Here is an 18,466-nt window from a genome sequence, read left to right as displayed (position 1 = left end):
CGCCTTCGACGGCATGCCCGTGCTGCGCGGCGTCTCCTTCGACGTGGCGCCGGGCGAGTTCGTGTGCCTCACCGGCCGCTCCGGCTCCGGGAAGTCCACGCTGCTGCGCCTCGCCGCCGGACTGCTCACGGCCGATTCGGGTACGGCGGACGTGACTGCAGACACGGCGTTCGGCTTCCAGGATTCGCGGCTCGTACCGTGGGAGCGGCTGTGGCGCAACATCACGCTCGGCATGAAGGGGTCGCGAGAGCGGCTGCGCGGCGTGGCGGAGAACGCGCTGCGGGCCGTGCAGCTGGAAGGCCGTGCGGACGACTGGCCCGCGAAGCTGTCCGGCGGTCAGGCGCAGCGCGTCTCGCTGGCCCGGGCGCTGGTGCGCGAGCCGCGGCTGCTGCTGCTCGACGAGCCGTTCGGCGCGCTGGACGCCCTGACGCGCCTCGACATGCAGGATCTGCTCGCAGGCCTGCGCGCCTCGCACGGATGGTCGGTGCTCATGGTCACCCACGACGTGGCCGAGGCCGTGCGTCTGGCGGACCGGGCACTGGTGCTGGCGGACGGGCGGATCCGCACGGAGCTGTCGATCGACAGGGCGCATCTCGACCGTCACGGCCGGCCCACGGACCATGCCGATCTCGAGGACCGTCTGCGCGACGCCCTGCGCTGATGCGCATTCTGGCAAATTTGCGGTATTGCGCATCTGAGAGCCTTCTTCGGGCCTCTCAGATGCGCAATACCGCAAATTTGCTATCTGCTACAGGAGCTGCTCCATGCCAACCTTGTAGGGCTTGAGGCCGAGCCGCTCGTAGAACGCCTGCGCGCCCGGATTGCACGTCCACACGTTGAGCGTGACGTTGTGGCATCCGGCCGCGCGGGCAAAGCCGAGCACGTGCCGGTACAGGGCGGTGCCCACGTGGCGGCCGCGCGCCGGCTCGTCCACGCAGATGTCGTCGATGTACAGGGTGAGCACGTCAATGAGGATGTTGCTGCCCTCATGCCGCTGGAACGCGCAGAATGCGTAGCCGAGCAGCGTGGCGTCGTCGTCCGCGAACATGCCGAACACCGGGGTGTTCTCGCTGCCCAGCAGGGCGACGAGTTCCCGGTCGGTGTACTTGGCGGTACCGGTCCTGAACAGGTCCGGGCGCCCGGCGTGATGCACCTCCAACACCTCGCGCAGCAGGCGGTGCAGTTCGGGGATGTCGCGCTCCTCGGCGCGGCGGATATGAGCGTGAGCGGGAGCGGAAGTTTCGGCGGAAGAGGTTTCGGTTGCGGAAGTTTCGGTCATGAGGCCACGCTACAGGATCACGGACGACACCACGGCGAGCGACGCCAGCGAAAACAGCGTGCTCACCAGCACGAACCCGGTGGCATATTCGGGCATGTTGCCGCGACGGCCGGTGAACATGGCGATGGTGGTCATGGTGGGAAGGCCCGCGACGAGCGAAATCATGACGACCATATCGTGCGTGACGGGCAGCACCGCGGCGAGCGGGCTCCACGCGAGCAGCGCGTACAGGCCGATCGGGAACAGCAGCATCTTGGCGACGAGCCCCACGTACAGTTCCGCGCGCCTGAGCACGGTCCACCATCGCGTGGTGGCGAACAGACCGCCCAGATAGATGAGCGACATGGGCGTGGCCATGCCGCCGATGGTGTGCAGCGGCGTCAGAACGATGCGCGGGATGCGCACACCGAGCAGGATGAGCGCCAGTGCGATCATGATGCCGATGAACGCGGGGTTGACGAACCGGCGCAGCAGGCCAAGCACGCGGGCGGCGAGCGACGGCCGGGACACGGATGCACCGGATGCCGCGGGCGTCGCGGCCCCGAGAGCTCCGACAGCTCCGGAGGGGCGCTCGATCGGCTCACACAGGAACACGCCGTACGTCCACAGGATGGACTGATCGACGATGGACATGAGCGCCACGTAGATGGCCCCCTGCTGCGGGAAGAGCGCCATGATGAGCGGAATGCCGAGGAATCCGGCGTTGCCGAAGATGAGCGCCGCCTGGAAGATGCGCCCGCGTTCGGCCTTGAGGCGCAGCAGCCACGCCAGAGCGAAGAACGTGAGCGCGAGCAGGCCGTACATCATGGCCGTGAGCAGCATCACGCCCCAGTTGGCCTCAAGGTCGGCGCGGTCGGTGCCATCCACCGCGTTAGCGAACACCAGCACGGGAATGAGCACGTTGACCAGCAGCGAGCACATGCCGTTGAGAGCCACCGTGCCGTAGAACTTGAGACGCACGCACCCGTAGCCGACGAGCAGCATGATGAGAAACCCCACGAGCTGGCCCACCACGATGCCGAACTGCCCCATGAACGAAGCCTCCTCCTTGTCCGTTCCGTTTCCGTTCGTCCCGTCTGTGCCTTGCGCACGCCTTATTGGCGCGCGTCTACTTGCGCGGCTTCGGCTTCCAGGCGAAGTCGTTGAGCAGGTCGCTGGTCCAATCCATCACCTGCTCGCCGCTCATGGGCCCGGAGCCCAGAGAACCGGCGAACGGCGCGGGAATGAGGTACGTGTGCGTGACGGGCCGGTACTGGGCGCCCTTGTAGATGCGGTTGATGCGCATCTGCATGGATTCGGGCGGGTCGATGCGCCCGATGCGCACGTTGCGTCCCTGCGCGATGATCTCCGAGATGCCGAGTTCGCGGGCCTTGGCGCGCAGCCGGGCCACGCCGAACAGCATCTCGAACTCCTCCGGTAGCTTGCCGTAGCGGTCCGTAAGCTCTTCCGCGAGGTCCTTGAGGTCCTCCTCGGTGCGCGCGGCGGCGAGCTTGCGGTACGCCTCGAGACGCAGCTTGTCCGAATCGATGTAGTCCACCGGGATGGACGCCTCGATGGGCAGGTCAATGCTCACGGCCACCGGTTCGCGGCGCTCCGGCTCCTTGTACTGCTCCACGGCCTCGGAGACCATGCGGATGTACAGGTCGAAGCCGACGCCCTCGATGTGTCCGGACTGCTCGTCGCCCAGCAGGTTGCCGGTGCCCCTGAGCTCCAGGTCCTTCATGGCCACGTCGAAGCCGGAACCGAGCGCCGTGTTCTGCGCGATGGTGGCGAGACGGTCGTGCGACTGCTGGGTCATGGGCTTGGCGGGATCGTACAGGAAGTAGGCGTACGCGCGTTCGCGGCCGCGGCCCACGCGCCCGCGCAGCTGGTGGAGCTGGGAGAGGCCGAACCGGTCGGCATGGTCCACGATCAGCGTGTTCGCGTTGGAGATATCCAAGCCGGTCTCGATGATCGTGGTGCACACGAGCACGTCGATGTCGCGGTGCCAGAAGTCGCGGATGATCTGGTCGAGCTGCTTCTCGCCCATCTTGCCGTGCGCGATGCCCACGCGCGCCTCCGGCACGAGCTCGTGGATCTTCGCGGCCACCTTGGAGATGTCCTGCACGCGGTTGTGCACGTAGAACACCTGGCCGCCGCGCAGCAGCTCGCGCCGCACGGCCGCGGTGACCTGCGCGTCCTCGTAGGCGCCCACGTAGGTGAGCACGGGCAGGCGGTCCTCGGGCGGGGTGGCGAGCGTGGACATCTCGCGGATGCCGGTCACCGCCATCTCCAGCGTGCGCGGAATCGGCGTGGCGGACAGGGACAGCACGTCCACATTAGTTCTCAGGGCCTTGAGCGTCTCCTTGTGCTCCACGCCGAAGCGCTGCTCCTCGTCGATGATCACCAGCCCCAGATCCTTGAACTTGATCCGCGGGTTGAGCAGCTTGTGCGTGCCGATCACCACGTCCACGCCGCCGGACGCGAGCCCTTCCTCGGTCTGACTGATCTCCTTGGCCGTCTGGAAGCGGCTCATGGCGGCCACGGTCACGGGAAAGCCCTCGTAGCGCTCGGTGAACGTCTCGTAGTGCTGCTGGACGAGCAGCGTGGTGGGCACGAGCACGGCCACCTGCTTGCCGTCCTGGATCGCCTTGAACGCGGCGCGCACGGCGATCTCCGTCTTGCCGAAGCCCACGTCGCCGCAGATGAGCCGGTCCATGGGCACGGGCTTCTCCATGTCCGCCTTGACCTCGTCGATGGTGGTGAGCTGGTCGGCGGTCTCCTGATACGGGAAGGCGTCCTCGAGCTCCTTCTGCCACGGGGTGTCCGGGCTGAACGCGAAGCCGGGCGTGCGCTGGCGGGCCGAGTACAGCTTGACCAGATCCTCGGCTATCTCGTGCACGTGCTTGCGGGCCTTGGCCTTGGTGGCCGCCCAGTCGGAGCCGCCGAGCTTGTTGAGCTTGGGCACCTCCGCGCCGATGTACTTGCTCACCTGATCGAGCTGGTCGGTGGGGATGAACAGCTTGTCCGCCGGGGCGCCGCGCTTGGCGGGCGCGTATTCGATGACGAGGTATTCGCGCGTGGTGCGGTTCTCCCCCGCGCCGATGGTCCGCTGGCGCATGCCGACGAACCGGCCGATGCCGTGCTGCTCGTGCACCACGAAGTCGCCGGGTCTGAGCTCCATGAGGTCGATGGCCTTGCGGCGGCGCTTGGGCGTCTTGGCCCCGCCGGCGGCGGACGTATGCCCGGTCAGGTCGCGTTCGGTCAGGAGGGCGAGCTTGGCGGCGCGGTCCACGAATCCGTCGACGGCCTGCGAGCGGATGGGCGTGACGGAAGCGATGCCCGTCTCGTTGATCGCACGCTTGAGTCTGGCGAGCGTGCCCTGCGCGGCCGCGGTGACGACCACCTCGTACCCCTGATCGACCAGCCCCGCGATGCCCGCGTGGGCCCTGTCCTCGTTGCCGCGGAACGATTCGGGCGCCTCGCAGGCCAGCTGCACGTGGCCTGTGCGCTCCGGGTCCACGCCGAATCCGGTGAGCTTCCACACGTCATGCTCGCTGAACGAGAGCTGCGAGACAGTCTCGCCATAGTCAAGGAAGCTGGCCTCGTCGAAGCTGATGGGCGCGCCGGCACCGTGACCGGAGGCGGCCACATGCCAGCTGGCGGCAAGGAATTCGTTGGCCGTCTTGGCCAGATCCTCGGCGGACCGGCGCAGTTTCTCCGGGTCGGACAGCATGACGACCGCATGTTTGGGTAGCATCCCGGCCACGGGCTCCAGCCGGTCCACGAGCGCAGGCAGCAGGGATTCCATGCCTTCGACGGGAATGGCGTTGGCGATGGATTCGAGCATGTCCTCCGCGTTGGGGATCGAGCCGACGAGCGCCTTGGCGCGCTGACGGATCGCGTCGGTGAGCTGCAGTTCGCGGCACGGGGTGGCCCAGATGGTTCTGATCCCCTCGCCGTACGTGCGCTGGTCGGAGGCATGGAACTCACGGATGGAGTCGATCTCGTCGCCGAAGAACTCGATGCGCACCGGATGAGGCGCAGTGGGCGGGAAAACGTCGAGGATGCCGCCGCGCACCGCGAACTCGCCGCGGTCCATCACCAGATCCGCGCGCGTGTAGGCGTTCTCCACCAGACGCTTGGCGGCCTCGTCGAGCGCGAGTTCCTCGCCTACCGTGAACACGAGGGGTTCCACGTCCCCGAGGCCCGCCACCACCGGTTGGATGAGCGAGCGAATGGGCATAACGAGGATGCGGATGGGGCCGAACATGGGGTTGTTTGCGTCCGGATGCTTCAGCCTGCGGAAGACGGCCATGCGGCTGGCCACCGTGTCCGCGCGGGGGCTCAGACGTTCGTGCGGCAGCGTCTCCCACGCCTCGAGCTGGGCGATGCCGTTCGGGTCGCCGTCGTACCAGGAGCGCAGCGCGTTCACGGTTTCCTCGGCCTCACGCCCGGAGGCGACCACGAGCACGACCGGGGCGCGACGGGCCACGGCTGCGGCGAGCGCGGGACGGATGCCTTCCGGTGCGCCAACGGTGAGTGTGGGATCCACGTCCGATTCGGGGACGTCGATGTCGCCGGCGGCGAGCGCCCTGAAGTTCGGGTCGGCTTCGAGCCCGTCGAGCACGCCGGCGAGCGTGCCGTGGCCGACGGGCGTGTTGAGCGCGCGGGCGACGGCCGTGCCGGAAGCGGGCTTGCCGGCGGCGGACTGCACAGAGGCGGATTGCACGGGTTCAGCGGCCATTGAACTGCTCCTGCGCGTGGGCGAGCCCGTCGAAGATGATCGTTTCGGCGGCGTCGGCACCGTCGGCAAGGAAGTCGGGCAGCTGCTTGCGCTGGTCTGGACCGAAGCCGCCGAGCACCCAGTTGACGGTGTTGTCGTGGGCGCGGGGGCCGCGGGCCGCGTGGCCGACGCCCATGCGCACGCGCGCGTACTTGGGCGTGCCGAGCGAACGGTCGATGGACTTGATGCCGTTGTGGCCGCCCGCCGAACCGCCGGCCTTGACCTTGATGCGCCCGAAGTCGAGGTCCATGTCGTCGTGGATCACCACGATGTGCTCCGGTTCGATCTGGTAGTACGCGCTGATGGACGCGACCGCGTTGCCGGAGTCGTTCATGTACGTCAGCGGCTTGGCGAGGAAGAACTTCACGTTGCGCCCCTCGAGGTTCATGACGCCCTTGCCGAGCTTGGCGAGTCCCTTGTGGTCCGCGAAGGCGACCGACCAGCGTTCGGCCAGCACGTCCGCGGTCATGAATCCCATGTTGTGCCGTGTGTTCTCGTACTTCGCGCCCGGGTTGCCCAGTCCCACGATCAGCCAGAAATCAGATGCCATGTCCGTCTCCCTCTCGTCCGTCGTCCTCGCCGCACTGCACGGCGGCCTGAAAAACCGATGAGATTCTACCCGGACGGACCGATCTTCGCGGGTCGCGGGCGGCGAGGGGCCCGGCCGGGAGCCCGGTCACAGGTCCAGATACCAGTAGGACATGTCGTGCATGGTCCCGGTGGCGTCGGTCGCGGCGGCGGGCAGCAGGCCGAAGCGGGTGAAGCCGAAGCGGTGCATGAGCGCGACCGAGCCGGCGTTGTCCGCGAAGATGATGCCGATCGCCTTGCGCATGCGGCGTTCACGCGCGGCGTCGAGCAGCCAGCCGAGCATCGCGGTGCCCGCTCCCCTGCCCTGCGCCTCCGGGGCGATGTAATACGCCAGATCGGTCACGCCGTCGTAGCCGGGCCTGTCGTAGAACACGGACAGCGCGCCGAAGCCGACGACCGTTCCGGCGGCGTCACCTGCGGCATCCTCGGCAGTGTCTTCGATGACGGCCACCACGTACGGCGGCCTGTGCGACTCCACCCATGCGCGGCGTTGGTCGAGTGTCTGGGGCTCAAGGTCTGCCGTGGAGCCGCCGGCCGTCACCGCGGCGTTGTAGATGCGCGCGATGGCGGGGATGTCCCCGGGCTCTGCGGTGCGGATGCGGTATGGAACGGTCATATATCATCCTTGAACCAGCAAATTTGCGATATTGCGCATGTGAGGGGCCGCAATCGGGCTCTCACATGCGCAATATCGCAAATCCGTGGGCGATCAATCCGCGGCGAGCGCCTTGTTGAGTGCGTCCTGCAGCTTCTTCTGCGCCTCGCCGTAAGCCGCCCAGTCGCCGTTCTTCATGGCCGCATCGGAATCCTTCATGGCCTGCGAGGCGTCCTGCAAGGCCTGCTTGAGGTTTCCGGACGCGGAGCCGGAGCCGGCCGAAGCGGACGGAGATGCCGACGGGGACGGGGAGGCGGACGGCGAGCCCGCGGAACCGCCGCTGGAACCGCTGGAGCCGGAGGAGCCCGCGCCCGAACCGGTCGAGGCGGAACCGTCGACCTGCGGCTTGGTGGTCTCCTTGCCGTCCGAGTTCGCCGCATCGCCGGCGGAGGCGCCGGAATCGCCGCCGAACACCTGGTCGAGCGCCTCGTCGAGTGTGTCCGCGAAGCCCACCTGGTCACCGAACGCCACGAGCACCTTCTTCATGAGCGGGAAGCTCGTGGAGCCGCTGGACTGCACGTACACGGGCTGCACGTACACCAGTCCGCCGCCGATGGGCAGGGTCAGCAGGTTGCCGCGCACCACGTTCGTGGAACCGGACTGCAGGAGGTTGAGCTCCTTGGACACGTCCGCGTTGGCGTTGAAGTTGTTCTGCGCCTGCCCGGGGCCGGGAACGTTGGTGTTCTTGGGCAGTTCCATGAGCCGTAGCGTGCCGTAGTTCGGGCCGATCACGCCCTTCTCGTCGCCGGCGTCGGAATCGACGGAGAGGAAGCCGGTGAGGATCTCGCGCGTGGACGTGCCGGCCGGGATGAACGTGCTTGTCAGCGAGAAGATCGGTTCCTTGCTGCCGCCGGTCTGCAGCGTCAGGTAGTAGGGCGGCTGCTTGACGCCCTCGGCGCGCTGCGTGTCCGGTTCGGTCGGATCGGTGGGCGTCTGCCAGAAGTCCTCGCCGGAGAAGAACTGGCTGGCGCTCTGCACGTGGTACTTGGCGAGCAGCTCGCGTTGCACCTTGAACAGGCTTTCCGGGTAGCGCATGTGCTTCATCAGGTCGCCGGAGATCTCGGAGATCGGATGGTACTGGCCCGGGAAGATCTGCTGCCACGCCTTGAGGACCGGGTCGTCCGCATTCCACGCGTACAGGTCCACCGAACCGTCGTACGCGTCCACGGTGGCCTTCACGGAGTTGCGGATGTAGTTGGCCTGCTGGGAGTTCAAGCCCTTGATAGTCGAGGAGGTCTCCGTGGTGGAGTCCTCCGTAGCGCTGGCGAGGTCCACGGTCTGCGAGTACGGATAGTTGGCGGACGTGGTGTACCCGTCCACGATCCACTTGACACGCCCGTCCACCACCGCCGGGTAGACGCGCCCGTCGAGCGTGAGGTAGGGAGCCACCTTGGCCACGCGGTCCTTGGGGCTGCGGTCGTAGAGGATCTGCGAGTCGGAGGTGACGCGGTCGGAGAACAGGATCTGGTCGGAGCCGAAGCGCAGTGCGTACAGCAAACGGGAGAAGATGTTGCCCACGGACGGGCCGCCGTTGCCATTGAACGTGGTGGTGGCGCCCTGCGAACCGGTCGGGTAGTCGAACTCCCACGAGGCGGTGCCCGCGGGCGCGCCGACGATCGAGTACTCGGGCGCGTTGGGCGAGAAGTAGATGCGCGGCTCGTACTTCTCCGAGTCGGTGAGCGCACCGGAGGCGGGGATGTCCTTTTCGAAGAACTCGGGCTGGCCGTCCGCGGTCACCTTGTTGCCGTACGCGGCCACGATGCCGTAGCCGTGCGTGTACACGGTGTGGTCGTTGACCCAGTTGCGGTTGTCGTTGCCGGCGAGGTTGATCTCGCGGGCGGCGATGACCGTGTCCTGGCTTTCGCCGTTCACGTCGTACTTGTCGATGGCGAGCGTGTCCGCGAAGGTGTAGTACTGCTTGGACTGCTGGAGCTGCTTGAACGTGGCGGAGACCACCTGCGGGTCCAGCAGGCGGATCTGCGCGGTGGTGTCCGCGTTCTCCGCGAGCGCGCCGGACTTGCCCTGCGTGGTGGCGTTGTATTCCTCCACCTTGATGTTCTTCAACCCGTAGGCCTCGCTGGTGGCGTCGATGTTGCGCTGGATGTACGTGGATTCGAGCTCCTGCGCGTTGGGGTTGACCTTGAAACGCTGCAGCAGCACGGGCCACGCCACGTTGAGGATGAGCGCGGCCACCACCACGATCGCGATGGAGACGACCGGCGTGCGCCACACGCGGAACGCCTCGATTGCGGAAGCCGAAGGCGCGCCGCCGAGGGCCTTGGTGGTCATGATCCATGCGGCCAGCACCACGCCGAGGATGGCGATGAGCGCTGCCGTCACGACGGTCATGGGGATGGTGGCGTGCACTGACACGTACGTGGCGCCGGTGACGCGGTCGCCGGCGGCGGTGAGCTGGTCGAACATGGCGAGGACCATCCGGACGGCGATCATGAGGAAGTTGAGCAGCAGCCAGATGCCGAGCTGGCGGCGGGCACGCTTGGTGACGTTGAGGATGGACTTGCCGCGGATGGGCATCTGCAGGCGGATGCCGCCCATGAGGAAGTGCGTGGCAAGCGAGGCGACGATCGCCACTACGAGCAGCAGGGACAGCGCCCCGGCCACGAGCTGCAGGCCGGGCAGCACGAAGACGTAGAAACCGTTGTCGATGCCGAACTGCGGGTCCTTCACGCCGAAGGACTGGCCGTTGAACATGAGCAGGATCTCCGACCAGTTGGCGTTGAATTGGGAGCCGAAGATCACACCGATGACGAGCGAGACCACAACGGCCACGCGGACCGCGGCCTTGGAGCTGACGCCCTTGCCGACCTCGATCACGTCGCCGTTGACGCGGATGGTGGAGCCGTCCGCCGCGTCCGGCCGGGCGCGGATGGCGAGCCACGCGGACAGGAAGGTCACCAGTCCCATGACCAGTGCATAGGCGATCCACAGGCCCACCTTGACGCCGAGCTGCGTCCAGACCACGGAGGCGAAGCCGAGCTGGCCGTACCACATGAGGTCGGTGATGAAGCGCGACAGGCCGAAGAACAGCGCAAGGACCACCACGAGCGCGATGACCACGCCCCACAGAACCCTGCTGCCGCCGGCATGGGGCCGCTGCGGCTGCCGCGTAATGCGCGGAACGCGCGGACCCTGCGGAGGCACCGGGCCGCCGGCCCCGCCGTTGCCGGACGGGCGCTGCGAGTCGCCGTCGGCCTCGACGTTGATGATGATCGGGTCGTCGCCGCCCTGCCGGTTGCGCCCCTTGGGGTTGCGGGGATCGTAGTCCGGGTCGAATATCCCGCCAAATGCATCGAAGAAAGACATGACGCCAGCCTACCGGCATACGGGGAGATTCACCTCGCGGTGGGCGAAATCGCCGGCCTTCAGGGCCCGCTCCGGGCGGACCGAAGGCATAATCGGGAGCATGCATGTCTCGTTCCGCATCCGTCGCACCGCCCGCGCGCTGGCGGCCTCGCTGTGCGCCGCGGTCCTGTGCCTGGGCGCCGCCGCATGCGGAGGCTCGGGCACGGGCTCGGCCAGCCTCCCCGCCGCAGGTGAGGCGGCACAGCCATCGCCGTCCGCACAGCCGTCGCAACCCGGGCAGCTGTCGCAGGATGCGTCCTCCGAGCCGTCCGCACCGCAGGCCGCGCCCTCCGGACCGGAGGCCAAGGCGCAGGCGGCGGTGGAGACGATGAGCCTAGAGGAGCGCGTGGGGCAGCTCGTCATGGTCCCGCTGTTCGCCGGCACGGACGCCTCCGCGCTGCGCGCGCTCATCCGGGACCGCCACGCGGGTTCGGTGCTCGTGATCGGCAAGTGGAAGTCCGGCGCGGCGGGCGTGGCCGAGGCGGTCGACGCTCTGCAGTCGTACGCGCCGGAAGGCAACCGGCTCATCGTGGCCACCGATCAGGAGGGCGGCACGGTGCAGCATCTGACCGGTCAGGGGTTCGACGCGATGCCGAGCGCCGTGCGGCAAGGCGCCATGGGCACGGACGCACTGCGCTCCTCTGCGGCGCACTGGGGTTCGCAGCTCGCCGATGCCGGCATCAACGTGGACCTTGCGCCGGTGGCGGACACCGTTGTGGGACCGCGCAAGGCGAACGCGCCGATCGGCGCTCTGAACCGTGACTTCGGCCTCGACGCGGACGGCAACGCCGCGCACGCCATCGCGTTCGTGAACGGCATGCGCGACGCGGGCGTGATGAGCGCGGTGAAGCACTACCCGGGGCTCGGCGCGGTCACGGGCAACACGGATTTCACGGCCGAGGGCATCACGGACACGACCACCACGCTGGACGGCCCCGAGGTCGCCGCCTTCGACCGGACGATCCGCGAGGCGGACCCCGCGATGGTGATGATGTCGCTCGCCACGTACCGGGCCGTCGACGGTTCCGCGCCGGCGGCCTTCTCCCGTGCGATCGTGGACGGGCACCTGCGCGGTGCGTCCGGCTACGGCGGCGTGGTGATCTCCGATTCGCTGTCCGCCGAGGCGCTGGACGGCATCCCGACCGGCGAACTGGGTGTGCGGCTGGTCGAGGCCGGCGGGGATCTGGCGTGCATCGGGGCGAGCGATTTCGTAGATCCCATCATGGACGGGCTCGTTGCGAAGGCGAAGGCCGATCCGTCATTCGCGCAGCGCGTGGCCGCAGCCGCCGTGCGCGTGATGACGCTCAAGTACCGCATGGGGCTGGCCCGCTGACGGCATGCACGCCCGCAAGCCGCACGCGCTTCAAATGTTACGAACGTGTTACATGGTGCGCAGGGCGGCAGCACCGCGATGTCCACTTTCTATGTAACATGCTCGTTTTCCGCACACGCGCTGTGCGCTTCCGTCTGAAGTTTGCAACGATGCCCTCATCACCCCCTGCGGACTTCACAGATAGGGAAGGTCACAATCGTTGCAATTTCAACGATTTAACGTACCTGACACCACTCGTTCACCCGCCGGACCGCATGGGCCGAGACATGGCGCAGCCACCGGTGATAGCGTGAATCACGTATTCCAAACGAACATTTTTGACGTTCCGTCATGAGGAGGCAATCACATGGCCAACGAGAAGCTCATCGAAGTTGACAGCTCGTGGTATTCCAAGTCCGCCGAGGAGAAGACCGCCCACGCCAACGAGGTGGCCAAGTCCTTCGGCATTCCCGACAGCGCCCTGGTTGAGGTGGAGGCCTACAAGGCCGAGCTCTCCAAGCACGACGCATGGGACCTGCCGTTCCTGGGTTACGTGAACGAGGACGGCTACGGCTTCGCCTACGTGCCGGACGCAGCGAAGGCCACCGACGGCTGGGACGCGCACGCCGCGTTCAAGAACCTGTCCGAGGACGGCAAGACCGCCTTCGCCATCCGCATGCTCTTCACCCACCGCGACGTGGGCCGCGCCGGCGCCGAGATGTTCCTGCGCATGAACCGCAACTTCACCATCCGCCGCGAGGGCGCCGCCTCCGCCAAGTACGCCTGATCGCATCACCGCTCGTCCAATGAGCACGAGGGCCGGTTGCCGGGAACGAGACTTCCCGGCAACCGGCCCTTGCTTTTTCGCAGACGCCTGGCAGGCCGCCGCCCGCCGCTCACTTCCACACGGTCGCCTCGGGGAACCGGCCCTGAATCCACCGATCGGCCAGCTCGGGCCACACCTGCACGCACGTGAGGTTGCCCACACGGCCCTGGGGATCGTCGGTCTCCCTAGTACCCAGACTCGAACCGTGCATGCCAGCGGGAAACACGTGGAGCTCCACGTTCACGCCGGCGTCGATGAGCGCCTCGGCGAACAGCAGCGTGTTCTGCACCGGCACGGCGGCATCGGTCACCGTGGTCCACAGGAACGTGGGCGGCACGTCCGCCGTCACGTGCCGCTCGAGGGACATCAGGTCCAGCCAGTACGGGTCGTCCTTGCGCTCCGGTCCGAGCAGGTTGTTGATCGAGCCGCGGTGCGCGTATTCGCCGGCCGTGATCACCGGGTAGCACAGCAGCAGGCCGTTCGGGCGGATTTGCTCCGGCACGAAGCTGTGCTCGCGGATCTCCGCTCCGTTCCAGCGTTCGGCGAACAGCGCGGCCGCGTGCCCGCCGGCGGAGAAGCCGCACACCACGATCGCATTCGGGTCGATGTGCCACTCGTCCGCGTGGGTGCGGATGCGGCGCATCGCCTCCGCGGTCTCAAGCAACGCCACCGGGTAGCGCGAGGGCGCGCAGGAATAGTCGAGCACGAACGCCTGATAGCCGTAGCCGAGCATCTTCAGCGCGACCGGCTCCGCCTCGCGCGGCGAGGTGAGCGAGTAGGCGCCGCCGGGCAGGATGAGCACGGCCGGGCGCACCCGGTGCGGGTCCATCGCCTCGGAATTGTCGATCACGTAACCGCGCAGACGCGCCCTGCTGCCGTCGATGCCGTCGATCGTCTCGTCAAGAAACCGCATGATGCTCCTTCCGCCCTGCCGGGCGTGCCGTACGCCTCGCCGCGCCCGCCCCGCCCGGTCCGGTTCCGGGCCAGCCCGCGACGGCGCAGGCAACCATGTATTGGACAGCCACCAGTATTCCGGCCACCGGTGACATGCCGGCAAGTTTCCGCCCGTGCCCGCCGCGCATACCCTTGAATGGTCGTTTCCCGTCCCAAAAGACCGGAGGTTTGCCGCGAAATGCTCAGCGTGCTGGATATGTTCTCGATCGGCGTCGGCCCGTCGTCCTCGCACACGGTCGGCCCCATGCGCGCGGCGGCCGCATTCGCCGGCTCGCTCACGGACCGGGGGCTGCTGGACGACGTGGCCCGCGTGAAGGTTACGCTCTACGGCTCGCTCGCCTCCACCGGTCTGGGCCACGGCACGGACCGCGCGGCGATGGCCGGACTTGAGGGCGCGCTGCCGGAGAGCGTGGACACCGACGGTCTGCTGCACATCCGCGAGCGCGTGGCGCGCGAGGGGTCGATCCGTCTGGGCGGCAGGCATGCCGTACCGTTCGACTACGACCGTGACATCGCCTTCGAGCGCTGGATCACCCCGCGGCGGCATCCGAACGGCATGCGCTTCGAGGCGAGCGCGGCGGACGGCCGTCCCCTGGCGGACGACGTGTGGTTCTCCGTGGGGGGCGGATTCATCCAGCAGGGCGCGCCGGCCGATCTGGAGCCGGCAGCACCGGGACATGCGGCCTCGCCGGGACAGCAGGACAAGCCAGAGCGAACCGACGGCCCGGAACCGTCCGACGCAGGACCGACGGGAACGGAGACGCCGGCGGTCCCCTATCCCTTCTCCTCGGCGCAGGAGATGCTGGCGGTCTGCGCGCGCGAGGGGCTGTCGATCGCCGATCTGGTGTGGCGCAACGAGATCGCCATGCGTACGGGCGGATCGGAGATGCCGGTCGACGGGCACGATCCGCGGGCGACACGGGCGGCGGCCGATCTGCGCGCGTCGCTGCTCGCCGTATGGCGGGTCATGCGCGAATGCGTCCACCACGGCTGCACGAGCAAGGAAACCACCCTTCCCGGCGGGCTCGACGTGGCCCGGCGCGCCCCGAAGCTGTATGCCCGTTTCACGGCCGACCCGCTCGACCCGTCCAACCCCGCAGGCCCCGGCCATTCGCTGTCCGACCGGGCGTCCGCCGTGGAATGGGTGGACCTGTTCGCCCTCGCGGTGAGCGAGGAGAACGCGGGCGGCGGCAGGATCGTCACCGCCCCCACGAACGGCTCGGCGGGCATTATCCCCGCGGTGCTGCACTACTACTGGCTGTTCGCGGACGACCCGAGCGAGGACGGCGTGATCCGCTTCCTGCTCACGGCCGGCGCGGTGGGCATGCTGTTCAAGCGCAACGCGTCGATCTCCGGCGCGGAGGTCGGCTGCCAGGGAGAGGTCGGTTCGGCCTGTTCGATGGCGGCGGCGGGCATGTGCGCGGTGCTGGGCGGCACGCCGGCGCAGGTGGAGAATGCGGCGGAGATCGGCATCGAACACAATCTGGGACTCACGTGCGATCCGATCGGCGGTCTCGTGCAGATTCCGTGCATCGAACGCAACGCGATGGCCGCGAACACGGCGATCAACGCGGCGCGCATGGCCATGCTCGGCGACGGTTCGCACGTCGTCTCGCTCGATCAGGCCATCCGCACCATGAAGCAGACCGGCGCGGACATGATGAGCAAGTACAAGGAGACCTCGCAAGGCGGTCTTGCGGTCAACGTCGTCGAGTGCTGACCGATCCCCGCCGGGAAACACGGGCGTCACACAGGGGTGCCATGCTATCGGCCCGTGAGGGAGACAAGGAGCGCAATGAACGACCAGAGCAAGCATGTCAGGACCACGGCGGACCTGTTCGTCGAATGTCTCGTCAACGAGGGCGTACGCGTGATGTTCGGCATTCCCGGAGAGGAGAACATCCCGCTCATGGAGGCCATCGAACGCGACGGGCGCATCCGGTTCGTCCTGACCCGCCACGAGCAGGGCGCGGGGTTCATGGCCGCCACGCACGGGCACCTGACCGGCGAACCCGGCGTATGCCTGGCCACGCTCGGCCCGGGCGCGCTGAACCTCACGCTGCCAGTCGCACAGGCCAACGCGGGAACCACGCCGCTGGTGGCCATCTGCGCGCAGGGCAACGTGGGCCGCCTGTACAAGGAGTCGCACCAGATCGTCGATCTCGTCTCCGTGTTCCGTCCGCTCACGCAGTGGACGAGCATGGTCATGACCCCGGAATCCGTGCCGGAGATGATCCGCAAGGCCTTCTCCATCGCCACGCGCACGCGCCCGGGCGCCACCTGCCTGATCCTTCCGGAGGACGTGGCCGAAATGCCCGCGCTCGAAGGCGCCAAACCGCTGCCGCTGCCCAAGCCGGTGCGGATCGTGCCCACGGAAGACACCATCGGGGAGGCCGTGGACCTCATCGCCGCCGCGAAGCACCCGATCATCCTCGCCGGCAACGGCGTGGCGCGCGGGCATGCGGAGAACCGCCTGCTGGCACTGGCCGAGCAGCTCAACGTGCCGGTGGCCACCACGTTCGAAGGCAAGGGCGTGATCTCCGACCGCATCCCGAACGCGCTCGGCGTGGTGGGCTTCATGCGCCACGACTACGAGAACTTCGCGTTCGACCAGGCCGATCTCATCGTGGCGGTGGGCTTCTCCATCCAGCAGTTCGACCCGAAGAAGATCAACCCGAACGACGACAAGACGATCATCCACATCAACACGTTCGCCGAGGACACGGACGCGCACTACTCCACGGCGCTGAACATCATGGGAGACATCGACGCGACGCTCGCCTCGCTCATCGCCGGGCTCAAGGCGCAGGGCGTACGCTTCGACGAATCGCACCCGAGGATCCACGAGCTGCTCACCGACGAATACACCTCGCACGCCACCGACGACGCGTTCCCCATGAAGCCCCAGCGCGTGGTGTACGACACCCGCCGGGCCATGGAGACCGACACGGACATCACGCTCGTGGACACCGGCGCCCTAAAGATGTGGATGGCCCGTCTGTACCCCACGTACTATTCGAACACCTGCGTGATCGACAACTCGCTGTCCACCATGGCGTGGACGCTGCCCGGCGCGGTGGCCGCCTCGCTCGGGCATCCGGGCCGGCCCGTGCTCGCGGTGATGGGCGACGGCAGCTTCATGATGAACGTGCAGGAGCTGGAGACGGCGGTACGCGTGGGCGCCCGCATGGTGGTGCTCGTGTGGGTGGACGAGGCGTACGGGCTGATCAAGTGGAAGATGGACATCCACGACGGCAGCCACGAGTACGTGGACTTCGGCAACCCGGACGTGGTGGAACTGGCATCCAGCTTCGGTGCGAAGGGTCACGAGATCACCGCGGCGGACGAGCTCTACCCGGTGCTGCGGTCCGCGTTGCGCTCCGGTTCCGGCGTGGACATCATCGCCTGCCCGGTGGATTACCGGGAGAACATGCGGCTCATCGACAAGCTGGGCGACATCGACTTCGGCTCCTGACCCCCCTCCCCCGCACACCCCGTTCGCCGGTTCTCTTCGCCGTCGCGCGGACCATGACCGACGGGGGTACGGCTCTGCCCGCTCGCTACGCTAGAATGGGGGCCGATCGAAAGGGTGGCGGCACAGTGGTTCGACATGCGAGGCAACGGGGACGCGCGCGCGACGGCGAGAGCGGCGAAGACGCGCGCGGAAAGGCAGGCGGATCGCGCGCGAAGGAGTCATGGACGCCCACGCCGTTCGACGAGGCGACCGACATCTCCGACGTGGCCCGCACGCAACGTTCCCTGAGGCGTCAGCTCATCGCGATGCGCATCATCACCATTCTGCTGCTGCTGGCCGCCGTAGGCGTGGGCGGCTTCCCGCTGGCGTTGCAATACCAGTCGCAGTCCAGACTCGCCAGTACCGCGCAACAGGCCGAATCCAAGGTGATGGGATGGCCGTACCCGCAGGCTGAGCTCGCATTCGAGGCCGCGCAGGCGTACAACCGCAGGCTCGCCACGTCCGGCCAGCCTGTGATGGGCGAGGCGATCGACCCATTCACCGCGGCGGCGGGCGGCTCCCAGGCACGCGAGGAGGATTCGCAGGCCAGCAAGGACACGGAATACCAGAGCCTGCTCGATGCAGGCAGCGGAGTGATGGGCTCGATCGTGATCCCGAAGATCTCCGTGGACCTGCCGATCTACCACGGCACGTCCGAGCGCGTACTCGCCTCCGGCTCCGGTCACCTGTATGGTTCCAGCCTGCCGGTGGGCGGCACGGACACGCATGCCGTGCTCACGGGTCATCGCGGTCTGGTGGAGGCGCTCATGTTCACGCGTCTGGACGAGATGCAGGTGGGCGACTACTTCTACGTGAAGGTCATGGGCGAGACGCTCGGCTATCAGGTGGACCGGATCACCGTGATCGAGCCGGACGACACGAGCCAGCTCAAGATCGTCCCCGGCGAGGATCGCGTCACGCTCATGACCTGCACGCCCTACGGCGTGAACACGCACCGCCTGCTCGTCTCCGGCGTGCGCGAACCGATCCCCGCGAAAATGCCGGACATCGCGGACACGCCTAAGGACACGCGCCTGTGGACGGCTGTGGCCACGGCCGTGCCGCTCCTGCTCGGCCTGCCGTTCCTGTGGATCCGCCGGCGTCCGTGGCGGCGCATGCGTCACGGCGCATGGTGGCCGAGGAGACTGTAGACGCTCCCCTGCGTATCATGACGCAGCGCGGCGTGGCGCGGGATGCCGGAAACCCCGTT

Annotated in this window: 13 protein-coding genes; 6 read left to right on the top strand and 7 right to left on the bottom strand. The window is 67.7% G+C overall.

Annotated features, from left to right (window positions below):
- The first annotated feature begins 13 nt into the window (after positions 1 to 13).
- Positions 14 to 661: an ABC transporter ATP-binding protein gene (locus AC1AZA_RS03965; protein WP_476513504.1), complete on the top strand. Its 648-nt coding sequence runs from the start codon at positions 14 to 16 to the stop codon at positions 659 to 661.
- Between the two features lie 87 nt (positions 662 to 748).
- On the opposite strand, the gene AC1AZA_RS03960 is transcribed toward AC1AZA_RS03965, so the two are convergent.
- From AC1AZA_RS03960 to AC1AZA_RS03935, 6 genes are all read right to left on the bottom strand, one after another.
- Positions 749 to 1,279, bottom strand: a complete 531-nt coding sequence (locus AC1AZA_RS03960) for an N-acetyltransferase family protein (protein ID WP_476513432.1) — start codon at positions 1,277 to 1,279, stop codon at positions 749 to 751.
- 9 nt (positions 1,280 to 1,288) lie between these two features.
- Complete coding sequence (locus tag AC1AZA_RS03955; RefSeq protein ID WP_476513431.1) at positions 1,289 to 2,311, bottom strand: AEC family transporter; 1,023 nt, start codon at positions 2,309 to 2,311, stop codon at positions 1,289 to 1,291.
- A 76-nt stretch (positions 2,312 to 2,387) separates the two neighbouring features.
- A complete protein-coding gene (mfd, locus tag AC1AZA_RS03950; RefSeq protein WP_476513430.1) occupies positions 2,388 to 6,005 on the bottom strand; it encodes a transcription-repair coupling factor in 3,618 nt (1,205 codons plus the stop codon).
- The gene (gene pth / locus AC1AZA_RS03945) at positions 5,995 to 6,594 is read right to left on the bottom strand and encodes an aminoacyl-tRNA hydrolase (protein WP_476513429.1); all 600 of its coding nucleotides are present in this window, start codon (positions 6,592 to 6,594) and stop codon (positions 5,995 to 5,997) included. Before pth ends, mfd begins: the two co-directional genes overlap by 11 nt.
- A 126-nt stretch (positions 6,595 to 6,720) precedes the next feature.
- On the bottom strand, positions 6,721 to 7,248 hold the full coding sequence (locus AC1AZA_RS03940; protein ID WP_476513428.1) for an N-acetyltransferase family protein: 528 nt from the start codon (positions 7,246 to 7,248) through the stop codon (positions 6,721 to 6,723).
- A 93-nt stretch (positions 7,249 to 7,341) separates the two neighbouring features.
- On the bottom strand, positions 7,342 to 10,611 hold the full coding sequence (locus AC1AZA_RS03935) for a UPF0182 family membrane protein (protein WP_476513427.1): 3,270 nt from the start codon (positions 10,609 to 10,611) through the stop codon (positions 7,342 to 7,344).
- Positions 10,612 to 10,711: 100 nt separating this feature from the next.
- Between AC1AZA_RS03935 and AC1AZA_RS03930 the strand changes: the two genes are divergently transcribed.
- Both AC1AZA_RS03930 and AC1AZA_RS03925 read left to right on the top strand, forming a co-directional pair.
- Positions 10,712 to 11,983: a glycoside hydrolase family 3 N-terminal domain-containing protein gene (locus AC1AZA_RS03930; RefSeq protein WP_476513426.1), complete on the top strand. Its 1,272-nt coding sequence runs from the start codon at positions 10,712 to 10,714 to the stop codon at positions 11,981 to 11,983.
- A 346-nt stretch (positions 11,984 to 12,329) separates the two neighbouring features.
- The gene (locus tag AC1AZA_RS03925; RefSeq protein WP_476513425.1) at positions 12,330 to 12,749 is read left to right on the top strand and encodes a glycerophosphodiester phosphodiesterase; all 420 of its coding nucleotides are present in this window, start codon (positions 12,330 to 12,332) and stop codon (positions 12,747 to 12,749) included.
- A gap of 109 nt (positions 12,750 to 12,858) precedes the next feature.
- Here the strand turns inward: AC1AZA_RS03925 and AC1AZA_RS03920 are convergent, their stop codons facing one another.
- Positions 12,859 to 13,701, bottom strand: a complete 843-nt coding sequence (locus AC1AZA_RS03920; protein ID WP_476513424.1) for an alpha/beta hydrolase — start codon at positions 13,699 to 13,701, stop codon at positions 12,859 to 12,861.
- Between the two features lie 219 nt (positions 13,702 to 13,920).
- Here AC1AZA_RS03920 and AC1AZA_RS03915 point away from each other — a divergent pair, with 219 nt between their 5' ends.
- From AC1AZA_RS03915 to AC1AZA_RS03905, 3 genes are all read left to right on the top strand, one after another.
- On the top strand, positions 13,921 to 15,462 hold the full coding sequence (locus AC1AZA_RS03915) for an L-serine ammonia-lyase (protein ID WP_476513423.1): 1,542 nt from the start codon (positions 13,921 to 13,923) through the stop codon (positions 15,460 to 15,462).
- Positions 15,463 to 15,537: 75 nt separating this feature from the next.
- Positions 15,538 to 17,217, top strand: a complete 1,680-nt coding sequence (locus tag AC1AZA_RS03910; RefSeq protein ID WP_476513422.1) for an acetolactate synthase large subunit — start codon at positions 15,538 to 15,540, stop codon at positions 17,215 to 17,217.
- Between the two features lie 125 nt (positions 17,218 to 17,342).
- Positions 17,343 to 18,407, top strand: coding sequence for a class C sortase (locus AC1AZA_RS03905; protein ID WP_476513421.1), 1,065 nt, complete (start codon positions 17,343 to 17,345; stop codon positions 18,405 to 18,407).
- The last annotated feature ends 59 nt before the right edge of the window (positions 18,408 to 18,466 follow it).

It is taken from the genome of Bifidobacterium sp. LH_389 (assembly GCF_056357235.1).
Note: the sequence above shows the minus strand (reverse complement) of the source record. Positions and strands in the feature narration are given on the sequence as shown.